Source organism: Sphingobium cyanobacteriorum (genome assembly GCF_030580935.1).
In the GTDB taxonomy this organism is placed as follows: domain Bacteria; phylum Pseudomonadota; class Alphaproteobacteria; order Sphingomonadales; family Sphingomonadaceae; genus Sphingobium; species Sphingobium cyanobacteriorum.
In genome coordinates this window covers 491,269-514,063 of record NZ_JAUQOM010000001.1, presented here as the reverse complement: position 1 = coordinate 514,063, position 22,795 = coordinate 491,269, and the positions used below count along the sequence as shown (strand labels likewise).

Here is a 22,795-nt window from a genome sequence, read left to right as displayed (position 1 = left end):
GCTGATGACGTGTTCGGGTTCACCGTCCTCTTTAGCGCGGGTTGGTTAATCACTTCTTATGCGCACATGGCCGCAGGCAGGAAAGCGACCATGGCTTTGCTGTTGCTTTCCGCTGCTTGCCCTGTCGCCTGTTCGCTCTTAAGGGGACGGGACTCAGGGACACGTATCAGGGACAGGGTTAGACATGGCGCGATCCACCAGCCGGCCACTCTCGCCGCATTTGACGATCTGGAAATGGGGACCGGCGATGGCCGTGTCCATCATGCACCGCGTGACGGGCAATGGCCTGGCGACCGCCGGCGCGCTCGGCCTCATCTGGTGGCTGATGGCGGCCGCGACCGGGCCGGAAGCCTATGCGACCTTCGTAAAGTGCGCGACATCGCCGGTCGGCTATCTGGTGATGATCGGCCTGACCTGGTTCTTTTTCCAGCATCTCTTTTCGGGCCTGCGGCACTTCGTGCTCGATATGGGCGCGGGCTATGAGCTGCGGAGCAACAAAAGCTGGTCGATCGCGACCTTCGTGGCTTCGCTGCTCGTGACCGGCTTTGTCTGGCTCATCATCTTCGGAAAGGCGCTCTGATGGGTACAGGTACTGGTATCGGCCGCGTCCGCGGCCTTGGCTCCGCCAGGCATGGCGCGCATCACTGGCTGACGCAGCGCTATACCGCCGTTGGCAATCTGCTGCTGGTTCTCTGGCTGATTTTCAGCCTGCTGAGCCTGCCGGGGCTGGATTATGAAAGTGTCGTCAACTGGATCGCCAACCCGCTGGTCGCGGTGCCGATGATGCTGATGATCGTCAGCATCTTCTGGCACCTGCGCCTGGGCATGCAGGTGATGCTGGAGGATTATGTCCATGACAAGGGCCTGGCCTTCTTCTCCATGCTGCTGCTCAACTTCTATGCCTTTGGCGGCGCGGCCGCAGGCGTTTTCGCGATCGCCAAGATCGCCTTCATCGGGGTCGTCAAGCCATGACCGAAGCCTATAAGATCATCGACCACAGCTATGACACGGTCGTCGTGGGCGCGGGCGGCTCCGGCCTGCGCGCGACCATGGGCAGCGCCGAAGCGGGCCTGAAAACCGCCTGCATCACCAAGCTGTTCCCCACCCGGTCGCATACCGTCGCGGCGCAGGGCGGCATCGCCGCAAGCCTTGGCAATAATTCGCCCGATCACTGGACCTGGCACATGTATGACACCGTCAAGGGGTCCGACTGGCTGGGCGATCAGGACGCGATCGAATATATGGTGCGCGAAGCGCCCGCCGCCGTCATCGAGCTGGAACATGCCGGCGTGCCGTTCAGCCGGAACGAGGACGGGACCATCTATCAGCGTCCCTTTGGCGGCCACATGCAGAATATGGGCGCCGGCCCGCCAGTGCAGCGCACCTGCGCCGCGGCCGACCGCACCGGCCACGCCATGCTCCACGCGCTCTATCAGCAGTCGCTGAAATATGACGCGGACTTCTACATCGAATATTTCGCCATCGACCTGATCATGGAAAATGGCGAATGCCGGGGTGTCATCGCCATCTGTATGGAAGATGGCAGCATCCACCGCTTCCGTGCCCATGCGGTCGTGCTGGCGACGGGCGGCTATGGCCGCGCCTATTTCTCGGCCACATCGGCGCATAGCTGCACCGGCGACGGCGGCGGCATGGTGCTGCGTGCGGGGCTGCCGCTCCAGGATCTGGAGTTCGTGCAGTTCCACCCGACCGGCATCTATGGCGCGGGCGTGCTGATCACCGAAGGCGCGCGCGGGGAGGGCGGCTACCTCACCAATTCCGAAGGCGAGCGTTTCATGGAACGCTATGCCCCCTCGGCCAAGGATCTGGCGTCGCGCGATGTCGTGTCCCGCTCCATGGCGATGGAAATGCGCGAAGGGCGCGGCGTGGGCGAGCATAAGGATCATATCTTCCTGCACCTCGACCATATCGATCCCAAGGTGCTGGCCGAGCGCCTGCCCGGCATCACCGAGAGCGGCAAGATTTTCGCGGGCGTGGACCTCACTCGCCAGCCGCTGCCCGTGACGCCGACCGTTCACTATAATATGGGCGGCATCCCGTGCAATTATCATGGCCAGGTCGTGACCAAGAAGGGCGATGATCCCGAAGTGATCGTGCCGGGCCTGTTCGCGGTCGGCGAAGCGGCCTGCGTGTCGGTCCATGGCGCCAATCGCCTTGGCTCCAACTCGCTGATCGACCTTGTCGTGTTCGGCCGCGCCACGGGCCTGTTCCTCAAGGACAATCTCAAGCCCAACGCGCCGCACAAGGCGCTGCCGGCCGACGCGGCGGACCTGGCGCTGTCGCGCCTCGACCATTATCGCAATGCCAAGGGCGGCACGCCGACGGCGGACATCCGCCTCGACATGCAGCGCACCATGCAGAAGCACGCCGCCGTGTTCCGCGACAGCGCGCTGCTGGCCGAAGGCGTCACCCGGATGCAGGCGGTCAACAAGCGGCTTCAGGACGTGAAGGTCAGCGACCGTTCGCTGATCTGGAACACCGACCTTATCGAGACGCTGGAACTCGACAACCTGATGAGCCAGGCCATCTGCACGATGGAAGGCGCCGACGCCCGCAAGGAATCGCGCGGCGCCCACGCGCATGAGGATTTCCCGAACCGCGACGACGAAAACTGGATGAAGCACACCATCAGTTGGTTCGAAGGCTGGGGTGGTTCGGGCGGCAAGGTGACGCTCGATTACCGGCCGGTCCACGACTATACGATGACCGACGAAGCGGAATATGTGAAGCCCAAGGCGCGCGTTTACTAAAGCCGCGTCGAGCGCTGACATAAGAAAAGGGCGGGCCGCAAGGTCCGCCCTTTTGCGTCGCCTGCGCCGGCCCCTTCGCCCTCAGCCCCCGCCCGGCGCATTATGCCCGCCGGCCGGCACCGGCCCGCCGCTGGGCGCATGGCCGTGGTCGGGATTGCTGTCCCATTCGATATGATACAGGTCGAACCGCCGGTCGCGCAGGTTGCGCACCGTGCCTTCGGCCCGCGCCCAGCTCAGGTCGGCCAGGTTCACGTCCGCCATCGTCAGCGTCTCGACATTCTCTGTCGATTCCGCGGCGATGCCATCGCGCGCGAAAGGCAGGTCGCAGGGCGTCAGGATCGCGCTCTGGGCATATTGAATGTCCATATTGTCGACATTGGGCAGGTTGCCGACATTGCCGGACATGACGACATAGCATTGATTTTCGATCGCGCGGGCCTGCGCGCAATAGCGCACGCGCATGTATCCGAGCCGCGAATCGGTGCAGAAGGGCACGAAGATGATCCGCGCGCCCTGGTCCACCAGACGGCGCGCCAGTTCGGGAAATTCGCTGTCATAACAGATCAGCACGCCGATCGGCCCGCAGTCGGTCTGGATCACGTCGAGCGAATCGCCGCCCTTGATGTTCCACCAGAAGGCTTCGTTGGGGGTGGGGTGGATCTTTTCCTGCGTGTGGATCGACCCGTCGCGCAGCGCGACATAGGCGATATTCTGCACGTCGCCATCGTCGGCGCGGGTCGGGTGCGATCCGCCGATGATGTTGATATTATATTCCAGCGCCATCCGGCCCAGTTCTCTGGTCAGGCGCGGGGTGTAGGCGGTCAGCTTGTCGATCGCCTCCACCGGGGTCAGCTTCTTGGTTTCGAAGGACAGGAGGGGCAGGGTGAAGAGTTCGGGGAAGATGATGAAGTCCGAACGGTAATCCGCCGCGACATCGACGAAATATTCGACGTTGCGGATGAATTCGTCGAAATCCTGCACCGCGCGCGCCTGGAGCTGGCAGGTCGCGATGCGGACGCTCTCCACCCCGCGCGGCACGCGCATTTCAGGCGCCTCGTCCGGGTCGACATAGGGATTGCGCCAGACAAGGTGGGCGGCATGGCCGTCCGACTGCCGATCTTCGGGCAGATAATTTTCCAGCACGCCCAGCGGTTCGAACTGGTTCTTGAGCTGGAAGCTGATCACCTGGTCGCGGATCTTGCCCTGCACGACCTTGTCCAGATAGTCCTTCGGCCCGCTGACCCGGCGCTTGGCGCGCAGATAGCCCGGCATCCGCCCGGCGATGACGATGCCGTGCAGGTCCAGCTCCTCGGCCAGTTCCTTGCGCTCGTCATAGAGGCGCTGGCCGATGCGCAGGCCGCGCAGCTTGGGATCGACCGCCATTTCATAGCCGTAAAGCCATTCGCCCGCCGCGCTGTGGCGGGTGCCAAAGCCGTTGGCCGTGATCTCCTCCCAGTCATGCTTGGCAAAGGCCATGCCCTTGCTGACGCGCATGGTGGCGCAATAGCCGACCACCTTGTCGTCATAGAGGGCGACGAAGCAGCCGCCGGGGAAATTGTTGGTCTGGCCGCGAATGGTGGCCAGCGAATAATTGGGCAGGCCCGGATAGGCCCGCGCGATCAGGCGCTGGATGCCGCGCGCGTCCGATGCCGTCGCGGCGCGAACCTCCAGACGCTTTCTGGTTCCTGTGGTCATGACTGCCTCCCGTCCGGCGTTGCGCACAAGGAAAAGGCGGCGCCGGTTGCACGGCGCCGCCTCGTTCCGTTTGCGTATTGAAAGCCTGAAACCGCAATCAGTTCCAGTCTTTTACGCCCACTTTGCCATTTCCGCTTCCAGATTGACGCGGATTTGTTCGAAGAACTGCTCCGTGGTCATCCACGCCTGTTCCGGGCCGATCAGCAGCGCCAGATCCTTGGTCATCGCGCCGTCCTCGACGGTCTGGATGCACACGCGCTCCAGCGTTTCGGCGAACTTGGTGACGTCGGGCGTGTCGTCGAACTTGCCGCGATAGGCCAGCCCCTGAGTCCAGGCAAAGATCGAGGCGATCGGGTTGGTCGAGGTCGCCTTGCCCTGCTGGTGCTGGCGATAGTGGCGGGTGACGGTGCCGTGCGCGGCTTCGGCTTCCACCGTCTTGCCATCGGGCGACAGCAGAACCGAGGTCATGAGGCCGAGCGAGCCGAAGCCCTGCGCCACGGTGTCCGACTGAACATCGCCGTCATAATTTTTGCACGCCCACACGAACTTGCCGCTCCATTTGAGCGCGGAGGCAACCATGTCGTCGATCAGGCGATGCTCATAGACGATGCCGGCGGCCTTGAACTGGTCGGCGAATTCGGTGTCGAACACCTGCTGGAACAGATCCTTGAAACGGCCGTCATAGGCTTTGAGGATGGTGTTCTTGGTCGACAGATAGAGCGGCCAGCCGCGGCCAAGGGCGTAGTTCATGCTGGCGCGCGCGAAATCGCGGATCGAATCGTCCAGATTGTACATGCCCATGGCGACACCGGCGCTGGGGAAGTCGAAAACCTCCTTCTCGATCTTCTCGCCATTCTCGCCGTCCCACACCATCCGCAGCTTGCCGGGACCGGGGACCAGGAAGTCGGTCGCGCGATACTGGTCGCCAAAGGCATGGCGGCCGATGACGATCGGGTCGGTCCAGCCGGGAACCAGGCGCGGCACGTTGCGGATGACGATGGGTTCACGGAACACCACGCCACCCAGGATGTTGCGGATCGTGCCGTTGGGCGATTTCCACATCGACTTGAGGTTGAATTCCTCGACCCGCTGTTCGTCCGGGGTGATGGTGGCGCATTTCACGCCGACGCCATATTGCTTGATCGCATTGGCGGAATCGATCGTGATCTGGTCGTTCGTCTCGTCGCGCTTCTGGACGGACAGGTCGTAATATTTCAGGTCGATGTCGAGATAGGGGAGGATCAGGCGCTCACGGATCCATTCCCAGATGATCCGGGTCATTTCGTCGCCGTCGATCTCCACGACGGGGTTTTTCACCTTGATCTTGGCCATAGCGCCTGTTTGCCTTCTTCTTGCTGGGTGGAATATGGGCACGCCCTAGGCAAAGCGACGCCAATGTTCAACCATCCACGGCCAGTTATCTGCCCTGTGGTGGAGCCTTGGCCGGGATCGGTCGTTGTCACGGCATCAGTCTCTCCCTAAAGACGATGGCCATGGACAATGACGAAATCACGATTGCCGCAGGCGGCAATGTCAAATGGCGCTTTCCTTCGGTGCACCCGGAGGGGATGAAGTTCGGTCTGATTGCGGTTGCGATCACCGGCATCCTGTTCCTGCTGGGGTGGGAGATCATCGGCTGGCTGATGCTGATCGTGACGATCTGGGTCTTTGCTTTCTTCCGTGATCCCGTGCGCGCCGTCCCGCAGGATGATGGCGCGATCATCGCGCCCGCCGACGGGCTGGTGACGCTGATCCAGCGCGTGCCGCCGCCGCGCGAGATGGCCGGGCCCAACGGCCTGGGCGACCAGCCGCTGATCCGCGTATCGATTTTCATGAGCGTGTTCGATGTCCATATCAACCGTACCCCCATCGGCGGCACGATCCGGTCGGTCGTCTATATTTCGGGCAAGTTCCTGAACGCGGACCTGGACAAGGCGAGCGAGGATAATGAGCGCCAGCATATCCTGGTCGAACGGCATGACGGCGTGCGCATCGGCTTCACCCAGATCGCGGGTCTGGTCGCGCGGCGCATCGTGCCCTTCGTCAAGCCGGGCGACATGGTTGCGGCAGGGCAGCGCATCGGCCTGATCCGTTTCGGCAGCCGTGTCGATGTCTATCTGCCCGCCGGTACCGCGCCGCGCGTGATCCTGGGCCAGCGGACGGTCGCGGGCGAAACGATTCTGGGCCAGATCGGCGATCGCCGGGTGGTGGCGGGCATCGCGCAGTGATTGTTGCGCTGCTCCATGATGCCCGGCTGGGCGATGTCCCCGCGAAGGCCGCAACCGCGTCCGCCATAATCGGACGCAGCCTGTGAGCCGCCAGCGGCGCGCCATCCCGCGCGGGCTGCGCCGGGGGATTACGCTGCGGATGCTGGCGCCCAATGCGGTGACGGCGATGGCGCTCTGTTTCGGCCTGACCGGGGTGCGCTACGGCATTTCGGGCGAGTGGGAGCGGGCGGTGCTGTCCATCCTGTTCGCGGGCGTTCTGGATGGGCTGGATGGCCGCATCGCCCGGCTGCTCCGGGGGGAGAGCCGGTTCGGCGCGGAACTGGATTCGCTGTCCGATTCGATCGCGTTCGGCGTGGCGCCCGCGCTGATCCTCTATCTCTGGTCGTTGCACGCCATGCCGAAATTCGGCTGGATTTTCGCGCTCGCCCATGCGCTGTCCTGCGCGCTGCGCCTCGCGCGCTTCAACGCCAATATCGATGTCGACGTTCAGCCGCACAAATCCGCCGGCTTCCTGACCGGGGTGCCGGCCCCGGCGGGCGCGGGCCTCGCCTTCGTGCCGCTCTATCTCTGGCTCGTGTCGGGGCAGGAGATTTTCCGCGCATGGTATGTCGTGGCCCCCTGGACCGCTTTCTGCGCCTTCCTGATGATCTCCAATATCGCCACCTATAGCTGGTCCGCGCTGCGCCTGCGCAAGCGTATCCGGCTGGAGGCGATTGCGGTGGCGGGCCTGATGGCGGCGCTGCTGGTGACGGACCCCTGGCTGACCCTGCTGATCCTGTGCGCGGGCTATATCGCGCTCATTCCGTTCGGGATGCTGTCCTACGCCAAGGTGCGGCGGCAGCGCGACGCGGCCGCGGCGGTGATTGACCCCGCCTGAGCTTTCCTCAGGCGGAAAGAGCGTCAGGCGGCGAGCGCGCCGGTCGGAAGGGGCAGGGCGGCCTTGTGCGCGCGCTGCGCCACGCGGGGGCGGCGGACGCGCAGATGATAGACCGGGGCATCCTGCGGGATAGGCTGGAACTGGAGGGCGGCCACCATCTTGTCATGATAATGGGCGAACATCCAGACGATGGTGCCGATCGCCAGCAGGAAAGCGGCGGAAAACAGGGCTGCGGCAACAAGAGCGAACATAGCGGTCACTTTCCATCTTGCCATTTGCACGGCATGGCGCATTATGACGGTTGAAACTGGCGTTAACCCTATTTGTTCCGCCTGTTCCCCTTATGTTCTCTTTGTGGAACGCCGTCAACCCTTGCAATTGCTTTTTTCCGCGTCTAAACGCGCGGCCATTCCACATGGGAATCGACATATCCGGTGCCACGCGCCGCCTTTCAGGCAGTTTCGCGGTTCCTGATTCCCAGAGGGCCAACCGGAAGGAGAATGATTATGGCGGCACCTGTCGTCACCATGCACCAATTGATCGAGGCTGGCGCCCATTTCGGCCACCAGACCCATCGCTGGAACCCGCGCATGAAGCCGTACATCTTCGGCGAGCGCAACGGCATCCACATCCTTGACCTGTCGCAGACCGTGCCCCTGTTCGGCCGCGCGCTCGACTTCGTTTCGGCGACCGTCGCCGCCGGCGGCAAGGTGCTGTTCGTGGGCACCAAGCGCCAGGCGCAGGACCCCATCGCCGAAGCCGCCCGCAAGTCGGGCCAGCATTTCGTCAACCATCGCTGGCTGGGCGGCATGCTCACCAACTGGAAGACCATTTCGGGTTCGATCAAGCGTCTGAAGACCCTTGAGGAAAAGCTGTCGGGCGATACCCATGGCTTTACCAAGAAGGAAGTGCTCCAGATGACGCGCGAGCGCGAGAAGCTGGAACTGTCGCTGGGCGGCATCCGCGACATGAACGGCATCCCCGATGTCATGTTCGTGATCGACGCCAACAAGGAAGAACTGGCGATCAAGGAAGCCAACACGCTGGGTATCCCGGTCGTCGCGATCCTCGATTCCAACGTCTCGCCCGACGGCATCGCCTTCCCGGTTCCGGCGAATGACGACGCCAGCCGCGCGATCCGCCTCTATTGCGACGCGATCGCCGCCGCCGCCACCAAGGGCAACCGTGGTGCGCAGCAGGCTTCGGGCGTCGATCTCGGCGCGCTGGCCGAGCCGGAAGTCGAAGAGGTCGTTGCCGAAGCCTAAGAGCGTCGCACGACTGTAGGAATGACAGGCTAGGGCGCGCTCTTCGGGGACGCGCCCTAACGCCTGTCTGAGCATTCATATTTGAAACACTGAAATTAGGAGCCGAAACATGGCCGAGATTACCGCTGCCGCCGTCAAGGAACTGCGCGACCGTTCGGGCGCGGGCATGATGGATTGCAAGAAGGCGCTCACCGAAGCCAATGGCGACATCGAAGCGGCAACCGACTGGCTGCGTGCCAAGGGTCTGGCCGCCGCGCAGAAGAAGTCGAGCCGCACCGCCGCTGAAGGTCTGGTCGGCGTGGCTGTCGCCGGCACCAAGGGCGTCGCCGTCGAAGTGAACAGCGAAACCGACTTCGTCGCCAAGAACGACCAGTTCCAGGACTTCGTCCGCACCGTGTCGGCCGTCGCGCTCGAAACCGGCGCGGCCGACGCCGAAGCGTTGTCGGCGCAGGCCCATCCGGCCGGCGGCACGATCGCTGAAAAGCTGGTCGCCAACATCGCCACCATCGGCGAGAACCAGAATGTCCGCCGCGTCGCCCATGTGTCCGTGACCCAGGGCGTCGTCGTCCCCTATGTCCACAACGCGGCTGCGCCGGGCCTGGGCAAGATCGGCGTGCTGGTCGCGCTGGAAGGCGATGCACCGGCCGACGTGCTGGAGCCGCTGGGCAAGCAACTGGCCATGCACATCGCCGCGGCCTTCCCGCTGGCGCTGTCGGCGGCTGACATCGACCCCGCGCTGCTGGAGCGTGAACGCGCCATCGCCGCTGAAAAGGCTGCCGAAAGCGGCAAGCCCGCCGAAATCGTCGCCAAGATGGTCGACGGCGCGGTCGCCAAGTTCGCCAAGGAACAGGCGTTGCTCAGCCAATTGTTCGTGATGGATAACAAGACCCCGGTTGCCGATGTCGTCGCCAAGGCGGCCAAGGATGCCGGCAAGTCGATCACGCTCAAAAGCTATGTCCGCTTCCAGCTCGGCGAAGGCATCGAAAAGGAAGTCAGCGACTTCGCCGCCGAAGTGGCTGCTGCTGCCGGCGTCTGATCTTTCGCGTCACGCGATATGGAAAAGGAAAGGGGCGTCCTGCGGGGCGCCCTTTTTATTACTGACAAATCTCCTGCCACAATGCCATCCCGACCGTTTCAGGAACCAGAGGTTCAAACGAAGCATAAGGGCTAAGACTGCTTGATCTTATCACCGATCCTGACGAGTCATAGTCAATAGAAATTTTGCTTCGCGACGTTTGGTTTGGGCAATCATATTCGTAGAGATCCTTGCTGCTCCGGTGAGCAACCTTCGCGTTCTTGGAATAATCTGCAAGGATCCATACGCTAATTCGTCCGCTTGTTCGCTTTACGGAACTCAGATCGTAGTAAAATACTGTCCCGGCGCTAGTGCTCGCATATTCAATCCATTGGACGTCGCTGGACGCTTTGGGTGGCGCAGGGTTAAACACTGGCGGTGGCGTCCGAACCGTCTGGATAGGCGGAGGAGCAGAATCCTTTGGGGCGGGCAGATCGAAATCTTCGAACGAAATATCAGCGACTGACTGATTGGCTCGGTTCAGCCAGAAAATTTTATCAGGTGACGCAGTCGTAGCAAAGATGATCGCCTTCTGAGAAAAGTTCAGTAAAGTTAGATAGTTGCCTACCAGCGCGTTGCCTAGGCCAGATTCCTCTACTCTTCCATTGTGGTCGCGATAACTGGCATGAAAGCCCACCATTCCGGTCTTTGAGAGAAACCGCTTGTCTCCGGCTACCCATATCAAAGCGCATGAAGATGTGCATTTCGCTTGTGGCGGTACGAGTGTATAGAAACCTGAGATGCGTATTATTTTCCCGATTTCAATTGCGGGAATTAGCGACCCGCCATTGCTGTTCAATATAACAACTGATTCAGGATATTTGACCGCAATTTCGCGGAAATTTTTAACGTCACTATTGTCGATTTCGCCTGATATAATAATCGCTTCCATCTTGTCGGATATTTTTCTGTGATTAATATTGGCGGTAAATGCTGTTCCTGCCTGCGCCAGAGCTATGGATGTAGCGATGACTCTGATTATAGGTTTCCAATTAATGAAGTGTTGCCGGGGGCAGTGGCGCAGGAACATGACTGACTTCCCAGTTAAAGTGATGCTTTTTCCCTGACTACATTGATCTGTTTTAATAATCGTAAAACGATGCGCGACAAGGCAGGTTGGGTCGCACGTCAAAGATGTGCTGCACGTCAAAGAGAGGTGTTGGCGAAAGGCGGGCTTGATTGCTTTGGCCAACAATCGCCCTTCCCATCGGGCGCTTGCGCCCCTAATGTCCGGCCGCTTTCCCTGCCACGTATCAAGGATTCTTGCCCCGCATGACCCGGCCCGCCTACAAGCGTATCCTGTTGAAATTGTCCGGCGAAGTGCTGATGGGGCAGGGGCAGTTCGGCATCGAACCCGAAACGGTCAACCGCGTCGCGGGCGAAATCGCCGCGGCCAAGGATGCGGGCTTTGAAATCTGCGTCGTCGTGGGCGGCGGCAACATCTTTCGCGGGCTGGCCGGCGCGGCCAAGGGGTTCGACCGGGCGAGCGCGGACTATATGGGGATGCTGGCGACCGTCATGAACGCGCTGGCGGTGCAGAACGGGCTGGAAAAGCTGGGCTATGACACCCGCGTCCAGTCGGCGATCCCGATGGCGTCGGTGTGCGAACCCTATATCCGGCGCAAGGCGGAGCGGCACATGGAAAAGGGCCGGATCGTCATTTTCGCCGCCGGCACCGGCAGCCCCTTCTTCACCACCGATACCACCGCGGCGCTGCGCGCGGCCGAAATGAACTGCGACGCGCTGTTCAAGGGCACCAGCGTCGATGGCGTCTATAATGCCGATCCCAAGCAGGTGGCCGATGCGGTGCGTTACGACACGATCAGCTTCGACCAGGTGCTGAACGACAATCTCAAGGTGATGGACGCCAGCGCCATCGCCCTGTGCCGTGAAAATAACATCCCCATCGTCGTGTTCAACATCCGCGAAACCGGCAACCTTGCCACGGTGCTCGCCGGGCAGGGTGTCGCGACGATCGTGCAAAATCAGGAGCGCTGAAAACCATGCCGCAATATGACAAATCCGACCTCGAACGCCGCATGGCCGGCGCGCTCGAATCGCTCAAGGGCGACCTGTCGGGCCTGCGCACCGGCCGCGCCAATGTGATGCTGCTCGATCCGGTGACGGTGACGGTCTATGGCGCGTCGATGCCGCTCAATCAGGTGGCCACCGTGTCCGCGCCCGAACCGCGCATGTTGTCGGTCCAGGTGTGGGACAAGACCAATGTGGGTCCGGTGGACAAGGCGATCCGCTCGGCGGGCCTGGGCCTCAACCCGATCGTCGACGGGCAGACGCTGCGCCTGCCGATCCCCGACCTGACCGAGGAACGGCGCAAGGAACTGGCGAAGCTCGCCAGCAAATATGCCGAAGGCGCGCGCATCGCGGTGCGCAACGTCCGCCGCGACGGCATGGACAGCCTGAAAACCGACGAGAAGAAGGGCGAGATCAGCGAAGACGAGCGCAAGCGGCTGGAAACCGAAGTCCAGAAGCTGACCGATGGCGCGATTGCGGACATCGATGCGGCGGCAAGCGCGAAGGAAAAGGAAATCCTCGGCCAGTAAGCCGGGGCTTTCCTTTCGCGGCCAAGTCACGCATGTCCTTCTGATGGCCACACAAGCCAAGCCCGATCTGCCCAGCACCGCGCCATCCCATGGTGCGCGCCACGTCGCCATCATCATGGACGGCAATGGACGCTGGGCGAAAAAGCGCCTGCTGCCGCGCATTGCCGGTCATCGCGCGGGCGTGGAAGCGGTGCGCCGGGTCGCGCGCGCGGCGCGGGAGATGGGGCTGGAATGCCTGACGCTCTATGCCTTTTCCTCGGAAAACTGGAAGCGGCCGGCGAGCGAAGTGTCCGACCTGATGGGGCTGCTGCGCCATTTCATCCAGTCGGACCTGGACGAATTTCATGCCAATGGCGTGCGGTTGCGGGTCATCGGCAATTATCGCGCGCTCGAACCCGCGCTGGTCGAGATGATCGACGGCGCGATGGCGCGCACCGCTGGCAATAGCGGGCCGGTGGTCGCGATCGCGCTCAACTATGGCGCGCAGGACGAGATGGTGCGCGCGGCGCAGCGGATCGCCGCGCGCGTGGCAGGTGGCGAGATCAGCGCGCAGGACATTGGCGTGGGCGATATTGACGCGGCGCTCGATACCGCCGACCTGCCACCGCTCGACCTGCTGATCCGCACGTCGGGGGAACAGCGGCTCAGCAATTTCATGCTGTGGCAGGCGGCCTATGCCGAACTCTATTTCACCGACATGCTATGGCCCGATTTCGACGGGCGCGCGCTGCGCCAGGCGCTCGACGCCTTCCGATCGAGGGACCGCCGGTTCGGCGGATTGTGATGCGATGACGAGCGAATTGCGCACCCGCACGGTCGTCGGCGTCGCACTGATCGCGGTGGCGCTGGGCGCGCTGCTGGCCGGCGGGCTGTTCTTCTGGACGCTGCTGGTGGTGGCGGGCGTCCTGATGCAGGGCGAATGGGGCGACCTGACCGGCGCGAACCGTGACCAGCGCAAGGCGGCGATGTTCGCCGTATCGATCCCGCTGGCGCTGCTCTGCCCGCTGGCGGCCGGGATCGACTGGCCGGTGCTGATCGCGGCGGCGGCAGCGTTCTTCTTCGTGCTGTTCACCAGCCGCAACGCGAAGCTGGCGCTGGGCATCCCCTATATCTGCGTGCCGATCACGGCCCTGCTCTATCTGCGCGGAGTGGCGCCTTATGCCTATGGGCTGTTGCTTGCTTTCTGGGCGCTGGGCCTGGTCTGGGCGACCGACATCGGCGCCTATTTCGCCGGCCGCTCGATCGGCGGGCCGAAGCTGGCCCCGCGGATCAGCCCGTCCAAGACCTGGTCGGGGCTGGCGGGCGGGGTGCTGGCGGCGCTGGTGCTGGGCTTCCTGCTGCACCGCTTTGCCGGATTGCCGATCCAGTTGGCGGCGGCCAGCGGCCTGCTGGCGGTGGCGGCGCAACTGGGCGACCTGCTGGAAAGTCACATGAAGCGCAAGGCCGGGGTCAAGGACAGCGGCACGTTGCTGCCCGGTCATGGCGGGGTGATGGACCGGCTGGACGGCGTGGTCGCCGCCGCACCGATCGCGGCCCTGCTTTATCTTTTGCTGGCATTGGGTGAATGAAGAGCGTTTCGATCTTTGGCGCCACGGGTTCCGTAGGCCTTTCGACCCTGGACCTGGTGCGGCGCGATCCAGACGCCTACCGGGTCGTTGCGCTGACCGCGAACAGCGATGTTGACAGCTTGGCGACGATCGCGCGCGAGACGGGCGCACAGGTCGCGGTGATCGGGCAGGCGCGGCTCTACGGCGCGCTCCGGGACGCGCTCGCCGGGTCGGGGGTCGAGGTCGCGGCGGGCGAGGACGCGCTGGTCGCGGCGGCGGCACTGGGCGCGGACTGGACCATGGCGGCGATCGTCGGCTGCGCTGGCCTGCGGCCCACCATGGCGGCGCTCAGGGCCGGCGGCACGGTCGCGCTGGCCAACAAGGAATCGCTGGTGTCGGCCGGCGGGCTGATGATGGACGCGGCGCGGGCGTCGGGGGCGACCCTGTTGCCGGTAGATAGTGAACATAATGCGATCTTCCAATGCCTTGCCGGCAGTTCCCTGGATGATGTGGCAAGAATCATCCTGACCGCCAGCGGCGGCCCGTTCCGCACCCGCAGCCGGGCCGAGATGGTCGGCATCACCCCGGCCCAGGCCGTCGCCCATCCCAACTGGTCGATGGGCGCGAAGATCAGCGTCGACAGTGCGACGATGATGAACAAGGGGCTGGAATTCATCGAGGCGGCGCACCTCTTCCCGGTCGGGCTGGACCGGATCGAGATCCTCGTCCATCCCCAGTCGGTGATTCATTCGATGGTCGAATATCGCGACCGATCGACACTGGCGCAGTTGGGATCGCCCGACATGCGGATACCGATTGCCCATGCGCTGGCCTGGCCACAGCGGATCGCGACACCGTGCCAGCCGCTGGACCTGGCACGCATTGGCAGGCTCGATTTCGAAGCACCTGATACGGAACGTTTTCCGGCGCTTCGGCTGGCGCGGCAGGCGGCCGAGGCGGGCGGAGCGACGCCCGCGATACTGAACGCGGTCAATGAAGTGGCGGTTGCCGCTTTCCTGGACGGGCGCATCGGCTTCCTTGATATTGCCATGATTGTGGAAGATGTGTTGGATCGCTATAGCGCGCCAAGGCCCGGCACGATCGATGATGTGCTGGCGGCGGATGCGCAAGCCCGCGCGGAAGCGGGCCAAGTGATGGAAAGATTGACCGCTTGATCCAGTCCCCCGGTTTCCTGATGACCGTGCTCGCCTTCGTGGCGGTCATAGGGCCGCTCGTGTTCGTGCATGAGCTGGGCCATTATCTGGTCGGGCGCTGGTGCGGCGTGAAGGCGGAGGCGTTTTCGATCGGCTTCGGGCCGGAACTGTTCGCCTGGGTCGACAGGCGCGGCACCCGCTGGCGCGTCGCGGCGCTGCCGCTGGGCGGCTATGTCCGCTTCAAGGGCGACATGAACGCGGCCAGCCAGACCGATCCGGCGTGGCTGGAAATGCCCGCGTCCGAACGGGCGCAGAGCTTCCCGGCCAAGCCGCTGTGGCAACGCGCGGCGATCGTGGCGGCCGGGCCGGCGATCAATTTCCTGTTCGCGATCCTGATATTGGCGACCTTCGCCTTCGTCCATGGCGAAAGCCGCACGCCGGCCGTCGCCGGTCAGGTGCAGCCCGGCAGTGCGGCGGCGGCGGCGGGGATTGTCGCGGGCGACCGCATCGTGTCGCTGGGTGGCCGGGCGATGGACACGTTCGACGATATCCGCCTCTATGCCCAGATCCGTCCCGGCGATCCGGTCGAGATCGTCATCGATCGCGCGGGCAAGCGCATCGTCCGGCAGGGTCGGATCGGCAGCGTGACCGAAGATGACGGCATGGGCAACACATTCCAGATCGGTCGTCTGGGGCTGGCCCCCGGCAAGCCGGTGATCGAGCCGGTCAGCCTGCTGCGCGCGCCGGTCGTGGCGATCGAGCGCACCGGCCAGATCATCCGCACCATGGTCGAAACGCTGGGCCAGATCGTCAGCGGCGGCCGATCGGTCAAGGAACTGGGTGGGCCATTGAAGATCGCCCAGGTGTCCGGGCAGGCGGCGACTCTGGGGATCGAAAGTTTCATCTTCTTCGCCGCGCTCATCTCGATTAACTTGGGGTTCATCAACCTGTTGCCAATTCCCATGCTGGATGGCGGGCATCTGCTTTTTTACGGGATAGAGGCGGTGCAGCGGCGGCCGGTCAGCGCGGCGGCGCAGGAATGGGCCTATCGGTCGGGTCTGGCCGTGCTGATGGCGATGATGCTGCTGGTGACTTTCAACGATTTGTCGTCTTTCGGGCTGTGGAAAAGCCTGTCCGGCTTGATCGGTTGACGCGCATCGGGCAGGGATGCCGCGTTCGGCGGCGTCTGTTGCGGCAGAAACATTGAATCGGAATTTTTTGAGGTGATGCGGGTGACAGCGATGAACAGCAGCTTGAGGCAGCGCCCGGTCGTGGCCGCCCTGTTGGCGACGACCATGATCGCGGGCCTCCCGGCCGTCCCCGCCATGGCGCAGGACGCCGCCGCGCCGGCCGCGTCTGTCGCTGCCCCGGTGATCGCGCCGCAGGGCACGGTCCGCGCCATCACCGTCACCGGCACCCAGCGGCTGGAGCCGGATACGGTCCTGTCCTACACCAAGCTGCGCATCGGCCAGCCCTACAGCCAGGAATCGCTCGATCAGGCGCTGCGCGACCTGTACGAAACCGAATTGTTCGCCGATGTGCAAATCCGCAACGACAATGGCGCGCTGACGGTTGAGGTGAAGGAAAATCCGGTCATCAACCGCATCGTGCTGGAAGGCAACAAGCGGCTGAAAGAGGACAAGATCCGGCCGGAAATCAAGCTGGCCCCGCGGCAGATCTACACCCGGTCCAAGGTGCGCGCCGATGTTGCCCGCATCGTCGAGCTTTATCGCCGGCAAGGCCGCTTCGCCGCGACGATCGAACCCAAGCTGGTGCAACTGGACCAGAACCGCGTCGATATCGTGTTCGAAATCAGCGAGGGCCCCAAGTCCAAGGTCCGCCAGATCAACATCATCGGCAATGACAAGTTCAAGGACGGCGAACTGCGCAGCCAGATGGTGACGAAACAGTCGCGCTGGTTCCGCGTCTTTTCGTCGGGCACCAGCTATGATCCCGATCGCCTGGCCTATGACCAGCAGAAGCTGCGCCAGTTCTACCTGACCGAAGGCTATGCCGATTTCCGCGTGATTTCCGCCGTGGCGGAACTGACGCCCGACAAGCAGGACTTCATCATCACCTATGTGGTGGAGGAAGGCGACCGCTACAAGTTCGGCGACGTGAAGGTCGAATCGGACATTCGCGACCTGTCGGGCGACAGCCTGACCCGGCGCCTGCCGATGAAGAAGGGCGACTGGTACAACGCCAAGCAGGTCGAGGACACGGTCGACACGCTGAGCGAGACGGCCGGCCTGTTCGGCTATGCCTTTGCCGACGTGTCGCCCGATTTCAACCGCGACAAGGAATCGCTGACGATGGGGATCAATTTCCGCATCGCCAACGCGCCGCGCGTCTATGTCGAGCGGGTCGACATCAACGGCAACACGCTGACCCAGGACAAGGTCGTGCGTCGCGAATTCCGCCTGGCCGAAGGCGACGCCTTCAACAGCTTCCTGGTCAAGCGGTCGAAGGACCGGATCAATTCGCTCGGCTATTTCCAGGAGAAGCTGGACATCGAGCAGAAGCCCGGTTCCGCGCCCGACCGCATCGTGCTGGAAACCAACGTCCAGGAAAAATCGACCGGCGAACTGTCGCTGTCGGCGGGCTTCTCGTCGCTTGAACGCTTCATCGTGTCGGCGTCGATCACCCAGCGCAATTTCCGCGGCAAGGGCCAGGAATTGCGGGCCTCGGTCAATTATTCGGCCTATTCCAAGTCGGTCGAGCTGGGCTTTACCGAACCCTATTTCCTGGACAAGAATATCGCGATCGGCGGCGACATCTATCGCCGCGACCTGAACAGCTTCCGGTATCTCAACAATAACGACCGCGACACGACATATGAACAGACCACGACCGGCTTCCAGATCCGGGCGGGCGTGCCGATCACCGAATATATGTCGCTGGCGCTGCGCTACAGCCTGAACTTCGACGATGTGACGCTCGACAAGGGCACTTATTATTCCGATCCCGATGGCGCCGGGCCGCTGGGGCCGCAATGCGACCCGTTGCTGGCCGGCCGTTATCTGTGCGACGCGATCGGCAAGCGGACCACATCGTCGGTCGGCTATTCGCTGATCTATGACACCCGCGACAACCGCATCCGCGCGACGCGGGGCCAGAATGTCACGCTCAGCCAGGATTTCGCCGGCCTGGGTGGCGATGTCAAATATATCCGAACCCGCCTGTCCGCCGCCAAGTTCGTGCCGCTGGGCGGGGGCTTCATCTTCTCGCTGACCGGCGAAGGCGGCTATATCCACAGCCTGGAAGGCGACCGTCGCGACGCGACCGAGCAACTGGTCGATCCCATCCGCCTGACCGATCGTTTCTTCCTGGGCAATCCGCAGATGCGCGGCTTCGACATTCGCGGCGTCGGCCCGCGCGTGGTGCGGCGCTATTACACGACAAGCACCGATGCGACCACCGGGGTCATTACGGGCGTGGAATCGACCGAGCGCAACAACCGGACGGACGATGCGCTGGGCGGGCGGATCTATTATCTGGCGCGTGGCGAGATCGAAATTCCGCTGGGTTCGGGCGCGCGCGAAATGGGGCTGCGTCCTTCGGTATTCGTGGATGTCGGGGCAGTGGCGGGGCTGAAAGATCCGGGAACGATCGATTTTCCGGGGACATGCCTGGTCACGACCGGCACCGGCTCTACCCAGACCAGCACAGTTGTCCGTGCGGAAGGTACGTCTGCCGCCCCCATCTGTTCCAGCGGCAAGCATAATAGTGGCACCGGATTTGCGGAAAAATATCTTGGCGACACGCTCAAGCCGCGTTTGTCGGTGGGCTTTGGCGTCAACTGGAACTCGCCCTTCGGGCCGTTCCGCATCGACGTGGCCAAGGCCCTGCTGAAGGAACCAGGGGACGACACCAAACTCATCAACTTCAATGTAGGGACTCAGTTCTAATGAAGACCTTGTTCAAAGCCGCCGCGCTGGTTCTGGCGCCGGTCACTGCCGTCGCCCTGACGGCCGTTCCGGCCACGGCCCAGACCAAATCGGGCATTGCTGTCCTTGATCGGGGGGAAGCCGTGCAGAACAGCACCGCCTTCACCACCGCGATGACGCAGATGCAGACCACCTACAAGCCGCAGATCGACCAGATCACGACTCGTCGCGCCGCGATCGAAACCGATCTCAAGTCCAAGAATGACGCCTTGCAGGCTGCCTACAAGGCGGCCGGCAACAAAGCGACGCCGGCGATCGAGACGCAGTTCCAGCAGTTTCAGCAGGCGCAGCAGACCGCGCAGGAGGAACTGGATCGCCTCAGCCGTCCGATCGCACTTGCGCGCAATTATGTGGAATATCAGATCGTCGCCAAGCTTGACGACGCCGTGAAGGCCGCGACCGCCAAGACCAAGTCGGAAATCGTGTTCAAGAAGGCCGCGACCGAGAGCTTTGCCGCCAGCGCGGACATCACCGACGAAGTGACAGCGGAACTGAACGCGTTGGTGCCCAGCGTCAGCATCATGCCGCCGGCTGGCTGGCAACCGGGCCAGCCTGCCGCGACTGCGGCGCCTGCGCCCGCGACCCCGGCGCAGGCACCCAAGTCGCGCTGATCCATAATGAGCGGAGAAGGTGAATCGACCGCGCGTGGCCCGATGGATATCCGTCGGGTCATGGCCGCGCTGCCGCATCGTTACCCGATGCTGCTGATTGACCGCGTGGTGTCGCTGGTGCCCAGCCAGTCGATCCACGCGATCAAGGCGGTGTCGGTGAACGAGCCGTTTTTTCAGGGGCATTTCCCGACCCGGCCGATCATGCCCGGCGTGCTGATCGTCGAAGCGATGGCGCAGGCGGCAGGCGTGCTGGCGGTCGAATCGATGAACCTGGCCGATTCGGGCAAGCTCGTCTATTTCATGAGCATCGACGGCGCGAAGTTCCGCACGCCGGTGGAGCCGGGCTGCCTGCTCGACCTGCATGTCGAGGTGACGCAGAATCGCGGCGCGATCTGCAAGTTCAGCGGCAAGGCGATGATCGAGGGCAAGCTGGCGTCGGAAGCCAATTTCGTCGCGATGATCACCGACCCGCCCAAGGATTGAGGTCACGATCAGGTCGATCGCACCGTTCGTCCTGAGTGGCCACTGAGCTGGTTGCAGTGGCGTATCGAAGGATCATGCACAGCGCTTGATGCTTCGATACGGATTTCGGCTTCGCTCGGCCCCTGCTCAGCACGAACGGGTTTTGGCTGTTAGAGCCTTGCCAAGGCGCGCCGAACCCGCTACCGGCGCGCCTTCGCTATTTTCTACGCATCCACAGCCGGTCGGAACCGGCACTTTACGGAGCATTACGCCATGAAGGCCAATACCCACCCCGATTACCACCTGATCACCGTCCAGATGACCGACGGCACCACCTTCCAGACCCGCTCCACCTGGGGCAAGGAAGGCGACACGCTGGCGCTCGACATCGATCCCAAGTCGCATCCGGCCTGGACGGGCGGCAACCGCCAGCTCGACACCGGCGGCCAGGTGGCGCGCTTCAACAAGCGTTTCGGTGGCCTGACGCTGAAGAAGTAATCGGCCTTCGATGGTTGAAACGGAAAGGGCGCCTGCGGGCGCCCTTTTTTGTGGTGTCGCGCGCGATCGCGCGGCGGGACTGGGTACATGCCGGGCGTGCCGTTGCGCGCCTCCGCCTGAGATGCCAGCCTCCGCTCGCATGACGGATGATTTCCGGTTCGGCAGGCCCGTCAGGCCGCGCGCTCTGCATCCAGAAACGCCGCCACATCGTCCAGCACGACATCCTTCGACAGGAAGGTCGCGCCGATGCCGCGTGCCAGCAGGAAGGGCAGGGTGCCCGCCGCCATCTTCTTGTCGTGCAGCATGTGGCCGACCAGTCCGGCGCCATCGGCGGTGACATGGGCGGTGGCCAGGTCGTGGGGCAGGCCGACGGCCTGGAGATGGGCGGTGACGCGATCGGCGTCGGCCTGCGGGCAGAGGCCAAGCCGCGCCGAATAGCGGAAGGCGAGCGCCATGCCCGCCGCGACGCCTTCGCCATGGAGCAGCCTGTCGGAAAAGCCGGTGTCGGCCTCCAGCGCATGGCCGAATGTATGGCCGAGATTCAGCAGCGCGCGGCGGCCGGTTGTCTCGCGCTCGTCGTCGGCGACGATCGCGGCCTTCGCCTGCACGCTGCGCCCGATCGCATGGGTGCGCGCGTCCGCATCGCCCGCCAGCAGGCGATGCCCGTCGCTTTCGCACCAGGCGAAGAAGGCCGGGTCGTCGATCAGGCCATATTTGACGACTTCGGCATAGCCGGCGCGGGTTTCGCGCGGCGGCAGGCTGTCGAGCGTGGAGGGATCAATGAGGACGAGCGCCGGCTGGTAGAAGCTGCCAATGAGGTTCTTGCCCGCCCGCGCATTGATGGCGGTTTTGCCGCCGACCGACGAATCGACCTGCGCCAGCAAGGTGGTCGGCACCTGGATGAAGCGGCAGCCGCGCTTCAGGATCGAGGCGGCAAAGCCCACCAGATCGCCGATCACGCCGCCGCCCAGCGCCACGATATGGTCGCCCCGCTCGATCTCCAGTGCCAGCAGCGCGTCGAGCAACTGTTCCAGGTGCCGCCAGCTCTTGGTCTGTTCACCGGGCGGCAGGATGATCGGTTCCACCATGATGCCCGCCGCGCGCAGGCTGGTGTCGAGCCGGGGCAACTGGGTGGCGGCGACGTTGGTATCGGTCACGACCACCAGCCGGCCGTTGCGCGCATAGGGTTTGAGCGTGTCGCCAGCGCGATCCAGCGCGCCCTGTTCGATCAGGATATCATAACTGCGCGCGTCCAGCGCGACCCGGACTAATGCCATGCCGTCAATTGCTCCATGATGCTTTCGACCGCGACTTCATGCGGGGCGGCGATGCTCTTCACATGAATGGGGGCGAGCGCGTAGATCGGGTTGCGCACCGCCGCCAGTTCGGTCAGCACCGTGCGCGGATCGCGATTTTTAAGCAGCGGCCGGCTTTCGCGGCGACCGACGCGATCAACCAATATGTCGATGTCGGCGTCCAGCCAGATGGCGGTGGCCGCGTCCAGAATCAGCCTGCGCGTCTCATCCTGCATGAACGCGCCGCCGCCGGTCGCGATCACCTTGGGCGCGCCGTCCATCAGCCGGGCGATCACCCGCCGTTCGCCGTCGCGGAAATAGGATTCGCCATAGCGTTCGAAAATCTCGGTCACGCTCATGCCGGCGGCCTTTTCGATCTCTTCATCGGCATCGACGAAGCTGAGGCCCAGCCGCGCGGCGAGCCGGCGGCCGACGGTCGATTTGCCCACGCCCATCATGCCCACCAGCACGATGGGACCGCGTCGGGCCTGGCTCTCCGGGATTTTGCTGTTTCGCTGCATGGCTTGCGGGGCTATACAGCCAGCCGACGCAGAGGCAAATCGCATCTTTTCCCTGACGCATGGCCTTTGCCGGCCGATCAGATTAAGCCAAGGATCTATGAAGAATAATCGCAACTTCGGCAGTTTCGAAAGCGGCGCCCGCCGTCGTGGCGGTCGCCTGCCGATCATCCCCGTCGCCCTGGTCGTGCTGCTGGCGCTGATGCTCGCCTTTTTCTGGTCGCGTGGTGGCGAAAAGCCGCAGCAGCGCGTCGAAAAGACCATCCCCGCCGAGAAGCTGGGCCAGTAAGG

The 22,795-nt window shown here is 63.5% G+C and carries 24 protein-coding genes; 18 read left to right on the top strand and 6 right to left on the bottom strand.

The features are described 5' to 3' along the window. The first annotated feature begins 184 nt into the window (after nucleotides 1-184). The 3 genes from sdhC to sdhA are packed head-to-tail and all read left to right on the top strand — an operon-like array spanning nucleotide 185 to nucleotide 2,771. Nucleotides 185-580 (top strand): succinate dehydrogenase, cytochrome b556 subunit, encoded by a 396-nt coding sequence (gene sdhC / locus Q4610_RS02455; protein ID WP_304534419.1) that lies wholly within the window; start codon nucleotides 185-187, stop codon nucleotides 578-580. Beyond that, nucleotides 580-972, top strand: coding sequence for a succinate dehydrogenase, hydrophobic membrane anchor protein (sdhD, locus tag Q4610_RS02450; protein WP_304534418.1), 393 nt, complete (start codon nucleotides 580-582; stop codon nucleotides 970-972). The genes sdhC and sdhD overlap by 1 nt, the downstream gene beginning before the upstream one ends. Beyond that, nucleotides 969-2,771 (top strand): succinate dehydrogenase flavoprotein subunit, encoded by a 1,803-nt coding sequence (gene sdhA / locus Q4610_RS02445; RefSeq protein WP_304534417.1) that lies wholly within the window; start codon nucleotides 969-971, stop codon nucleotides 2,769-2,771. Before sdhD ends, sdhA begins: the two co-directional genes overlap by 4 nt. An 81-nt stretch (nucleotides 2,772-2,852) precedes the next feature. Here the strand turns inward: sdhA and Q4610_RS02440 are convergent, their stop codons facing one another. Together Q4610_RS02440 and Q4610_RS02435 are read right to left on the bottom strand one after the other, a co-directional pair. Then, nucleotides 2,853-4,466 carry a bifunctional GNAT family N-acetyltransferase/carbon-nitrogen hydrolase family protein gene (locus tag Q4610_RS02440; RefSeq protein ID WP_304534416.1) on the bottom strand — a complete coding sequence of 538 codons (1,614 nt, stop codon included), beginning with the start codon at nucleotides 4,464-4,466 and terminating at the stop codon, nucleotides 2,853-2,855. 111 nt (nucleotides 4,467-4,577) lie between these two features. Then, the gene (locus Q4610_RS02435; protein ID WP_304534415.1) at nucleotides 4,578-5,798 is read right to left on the bottom strand and encodes an NADP-dependent isocitrate dehydrogenase; all 1,221 of its coding nucleotides are present in this window, start codon (nucleotides 5,796-5,798) and stop codon (nucleotides 4,578-4,580) included. A 161-nt stretch (nucleotides 5,799-5,959) separates the two neighbouring features. Here Q4610_RS02435 and Q4610_RS02430 point away from each other — a divergent pair, with 161 nt between their 5' ends. Together Q4610_RS02430 and Q4610_RS02425 are read left to right on the top strand one after the other, a co-directional pair. Next, entirely contained in the window at nucleotides 5,960-6,694 is a 735-nt protein-coding gene (locus Q4610_RS02430; protein ID WP_304534414.1) for a phosphatidylserine decarboxylase, read from the top strand. 139 nt (nucleotides 6,695-6,833) lie between these two features. After that, nucleotides 6,834-7,571: a CDP-alcohol phosphatidyltransferase family protein gene (locus tag Q4610_RS02425; RefSeq protein WP_304534848.1), complete on the top strand. Its 738-nt coding sequence runs from the start codon at nucleotides 6,834-6,836 to the stop codon at nucleotides 7,569-7,571. Nucleotides 7,572-7,594: 23 nt separating this feature from the next. On the opposite strand, the gene Q4610_RS02420 is transcribed toward Q4610_RS02425, so the two are convergent. Further along, the gene (locus tag Q4610_RS02420; protein WP_304534413.1) at nucleotides 7,595-7,822 is read right to left on the bottom strand and encodes a hypothetical protein; all 228 of its coding nucleotides are present in this window, start codon (nucleotides 7,820-7,822) and stop codon (nucleotides 7,595-7,597) included. Between the two features lie 255 nt (nucleotides 7,823-8,077). On the opposite strand from Q4610_RS02420, the gene rpsB reads away from it, so the two are divergent. Next, nucleotides 8,078-8,836, top strand: a complete 759-nt coding sequence (gene rpsB / locus Q4610_RS02415) for a 30S ribosomal protein S2 (RefSeq protein ID WP_304534412.1) — start codon at nucleotides 8,078-8,080, stop codon at nucleotides 8,834-8,836. Nucleotides 8,837-8,945: 109 nt separating this feature from the next. Then, on the top strand, nucleotides 8,946-9,872 hold the full coding sequence (gene tsf, locus Q4610_RS02410; RefSeq protein ID WP_304534411.1) for a translation elongation factor Ts: 927 nt from the start codon (nucleotides 8,946-8,948) through the stop codon (nucleotides 9,870-9,872). A 58-nt stretch (nucleotides 9,873-9,930) separates the two neighbouring features. Here tsf and Q4610_RS02405 read toward each other — a convergent pair whose 3' ends face one another. Next, nucleotides 9,931-10,941 carry a surface-adhesin E family protein gene (locus Q4610_RS02405; RefSeq protein ID WP_304534410.1) on the bottom strand — a complete coding sequence of 337 codons (1,011 nt, stop codon included), beginning with the start codon at nucleotides 10,939-10,941 and terminating at the stop codon, nucleotides 9,931-9,933. 242 nt (nucleotides 10,942-11,183) lie between these two features. On the opposite strand from Q4610_RS02405, the gene pyrH reads away from it, so the two are divergent. From pyrH to rpmE, 10 genes are all read left to right on the top strand, one after another. After that, nucleotides 11,184-11,909 carry a UMP kinase gene (pyrH, locus tag Q4610_RS02400; protein WP_304534409.1) on the top strand — a complete coding sequence of 242 codons (726 nt, stop codon included), beginning with the start codon at nucleotides 11,184-11,186 and terminating at the stop codon, nucleotides 11,907-11,909. A gap of 5 nt (nucleotides 11,910-11,914) precedes the next feature. Then, the gene (gene frr, locus Q4610_RS02395; RefSeq protein WP_304534408.1) at nucleotides 11,915-12,472 is read left to right on the top strand and encodes a ribosome recycling factor; all 558 of its coding nucleotides are present in this window, start codon (nucleotides 11,915-11,917) and stop codon (nucleotides 12,470-12,472) included. A gap of 43 nt (nucleotides 12,473-12,515) precedes the next feature. After that, the gene (locus tag Q4610_RS02390; protein ID WP_304534407.1) at nucleotides 12,516-13,256 is read left to right on the top strand and encodes an isoprenyl transferase; all 741 of its coding nucleotides are present in this window, start codon (nucleotides 12,516-12,518) and stop codon (nucleotides 13,254-13,256) included. Nucleotides 13,257-13,260: 4 nt separating this feature from the next. Further along, complete coding sequence (locus tag Q4610_RS02385) at nucleotides 13,261-14,040, top strand: phosphatidate cytidylyltransferase (protein WP_304534406.1); 780 nt, start codon at nucleotides 13,261-13,263, stop codon at nucleotides 14,038-14,040. Continuing rightward, nucleotides 14,037-15,194, top strand: coding sequence for a 1-deoxy-D-xylulose-5-phosphate reductoisomerase (locus tag Q4610_RS02380; protein WP_304534405.1), 1,158 nt, complete (start codon nucleotides 14,037-14,039; stop codon nucleotides 15,192-15,194). Before Q4610_RS02385 ends, Q4610_RS02380 begins: the two co-directional genes overlap by 4 nt. Next, complete coding sequence (gene rseP, locus Q4610_RS02375; protein ID WP_304534404.1) at nucleotides 15,191-16,324, top strand: RIP metalloprotease RseP; 1,134 nt, start codon at nucleotides 15,191-15,193, stop codon at nucleotides 16,322-16,324. Before Q4610_RS02380 ends, rseP begins: the two co-directional genes overlap by 4 nt. A gap of 90 nt (nucleotides 16,325-16,414) precedes the next feature. Continuing rightward, the gene (gene bamA / locus Q4610_RS02370) at nucleotides 16,415-19,081 is read left to right on the top strand and encodes an outer membrane protein assembly factor BamA (RefSeq protein ID WP_304534403.1); all 2,667 of its coding nucleotides are present in this window, start codon (nucleotides 16,415-16,417) and stop codon (nucleotides 19,079-19,081) included. Beyond that, entirely contained in the window at nucleotides 19,081-19,731 is a 651-nt protein-coding gene (locus Q4610_RS02365) for an OmpH family outer membrane protein (protein ID WP_304534402.1), read from the top strand. Before bamA ends, Q4610_RS02365 begins: the two co-directional genes overlap by 1 nt. 42 nt (nucleotides 19,732-19,773) lie before the next feature. Continuing rightward, a complete protein-coding gene (gene fabZ, locus Q4610_RS02360) occupies nucleotides 19,774-20,214 on the top strand; it encodes a 3-hydroxyacyl-ACP dehydratase FabZ (RefSeq protein ID WP_425262524.1) in 441 nt (146 codons plus the stop codon). Nucleotides 20,215-20,466: 252 nt separating this feature from the next. After that, the gene (gene rpmE / locus Q4610_RS02355) at nucleotides 20,467-20,691 is read left to right on the top strand and encodes a 50S ribosomal protein L31 (protein WP_066861944.1); all 225 of its coding nucleotides are present in this window, start codon (nucleotides 20,467-20,469) and stop codon (nucleotides 20,689-20,691) included. 170 nt (nucleotides 20,692-20,861) lie between these two features. On the opposite strand, the gene aroB is transcribed toward rpmE, so the two are convergent. Both aroB and Q4610_RS02345 read right to left on the bottom strand, forming a co-directional pair. Beyond that, nucleotides 20,862-21,968 (bottom strand): 3-dehydroquinate synthase, encoded by a 1,107-nt coding sequence (gene aroB, locus Q4610_RS02350; RefSeq protein WP_304534400.1) that lies wholly within the window; start codon nucleotides 21,966-21,968, stop codon nucleotides 20,862-20,864. Further along, nucleotides 21,959-22,507, bottom strand: coding sequence for a shikimate kinase (locus Q4610_RS02345; RefSeq protein WP_304534399.1), 549 nt, complete (start codon nucleotides 22,505-22,507; stop codon nucleotides 21,959-21,961). Before Q4610_RS02345 ends, aroB begins: the two co-directional genes overlap by 10 nt. A gap of 97 nt (nucleotides 22,508-22,604) precedes the next feature. Here Q4610_RS02345 and Q4610_RS02340 point away from each other — a divergent pair, with 97 nt between their 5' ends. Then, nucleotides 22,605-22,793 (top strand): hypothetical protein, encoded by a 189-nt coding sequence (locus Q4610_RS02340; RefSeq protein ID WP_304534398.1) that lies wholly within the window; start codon nucleotides 22,605-22,607, stop codon nucleotides 22,791-22,793. The last annotated feature ends 2 nt before the right edge of the window (nucleotides 22,794-22,795 follow it).

What these genes read in the sequence shown, in the direction of transcription:
- sdhC (WP_304534419.1), top strand. Translation starts at nt 185, where the DNA reads ATGGCGCGATCCACCAGCCGGCCACTCTCGCCGCATTTGACGATCTGG.
- sdhD (WP_304534418.1), top strand. Translation starts at nt 580, where the DNA reads ATGGGTACAGGTACTGGTATCGGCCGCGTCCGCGGCCTTGGCTCCGCC.
- sdhA (WP_304534417.1), top strand. Translation starts at nt 969, where the DNA reads ATGACCGAAGCCTATAAGATCATCGACCACAGCTATGACACGGTCGTC.
- Q4610_RS02440 (WP_304534416.1), bottom strand. Translation starts at nt 4,466, where the DNA reads ATGACCACAGGAACCAGAAAGCGTCTGGAGGTTCGCGCCGCGACGGCA.
- Q4610_RS02435 (WP_304534415.1), bottom strand. Translation starts at nt 5,798, where the DNA reads ATGGCCAAGATCAAGGTGAAAAACCCCGTCGTGGAGATCGACGGCGAC.
- Q4610_RS02430 (WP_304534414.1), top strand. Translation starts at nt 5,960, where the DNA reads ATGGACAATGACGAAATCACGATTGCCGCAGGCGGCAATGTCAAATGG.
- Q4610_RS02425 (WP_304534848.1), top strand. Translation starts at nt 6,834, where the DNA reads ATGCTGGCGCCCAATGCGGTGACGGCGATGGCGCTCTGTTTCGGCCTG.
- Q4610_RS02420 (WP_304534413.1), bottom strand. Translation starts at nt 7,822, where the DNA reads ATGTTCGCTCTTGTTGCCGCAGCCCTGTTTTCCGCCGCTTTCCTGCTG.
- rpsB (WP_304534412.1), top strand. Translation starts at nt 8,078, where the DNA reads ATGGCGGCACCTGTCGTCACCATGCACCAATTGATCGAGGCTGGCGCC.
- tsf (WP_304534411.1), top strand. Translation starts at nt 8,946, where the DNA reads ATGGCCGAGATTACCGCTGCCGCCGTCAAGGAACTGCGCGACCGTTCG.
- Q4610_RS02405 (WP_304534410.1), bottom strand. Translation starts at nt 10,941, where the DNA reads ATGTTCCTGCGCCACTGCCCCCGGCAACACTTCATTAATTGGAAACCT.
- pyrH (WP_304534409.1), top strand. Translation starts at nt 11,184, where the DNA reads ATGACCCGGCCCGCCTACAAGCGTATCCTGTTGAAATTGTCCGGCGAA.
- frr (WP_304534408.1), top strand. Translation starts at nt 11,915, where the DNA reads ATGCCGCAATATGACAAATCCGACCTCGAACGCCGCATGGCCGGCGCG.
- Q4610_RS02390 (WP_304534407.1), top strand. Translation starts at nt 12,516, where the DNA reads ATGGCCACACAAGCCAAGCCCGATCTGCCCAGCACCGCGCCATCCCAT.
- Q4610_RS02385 (WP_304534406.1), top strand. Translation starts at nt 13,261, where the DNA reads ATGACGAGCGAATTGCGCACCCGCACGGTCGTCGGCGTCGCACTGATC.
- Q4610_RS02380 (WP_304534405.1), top strand. Translation starts at nt 14,037, where the DNA reads ATGAAGAGCGTTTCGATCTTTGGCGCCACGGGTTCCGTAGGCCTTTCG.
- bamA (WP_304534403.1), top strand. Translation starts at nt 16,415, where the DNA reads ATGAACAGCAGCTTGAGGCAGCGCCCGGTCGTGGCCGCCCTGTTGGCG.
- Q4610_RS02365 (WP_304534402.1), top strand. Translation starts at nt 19,081, where the DNA reads ATGAAGACCTTGTTCAAAGCCGCCGCGCTGGTTCTGGCGCCGGTCACT.
- fabZ (WP_425262524.1), top strand. Translation starts at nt 19,774, where the DNA reads ATGGATATCCGTCGGGTCATGGCCGCGCTGCCGCATCGTTACCCGATG.
- rpmE (WP_066861944.1), top strand. Translation starts at nt 20,467, where the DNA reads ATGAAGGCCAATACCCACCCCGATTACCACCTGATCACCGTCCAGATG.
- aroB (WP_304534400.1), bottom strand. Translation starts at nt 21,968, where the DNA reads ATGGCATTAGTCCGGGTCGCGCTGGACGCGCGCAGTTATGATATCCTG.
- Q4610_RS02345 (WP_304534399.1), bottom strand. Translation starts at nt 22,507, where the DNA reads ATGCAGCGAAACAGCAAAATCCCGGAGAGCCAGGCCCGACGCGGTCCC.
- Q4610_RS02340 (WP_304534398.1), top strand. Translation starts at nt 22,605, where the DNA reads ATGAAGAATAATCGCAACTTCGGCAGTTTCGAAAGCGGCGCCCGCCGT.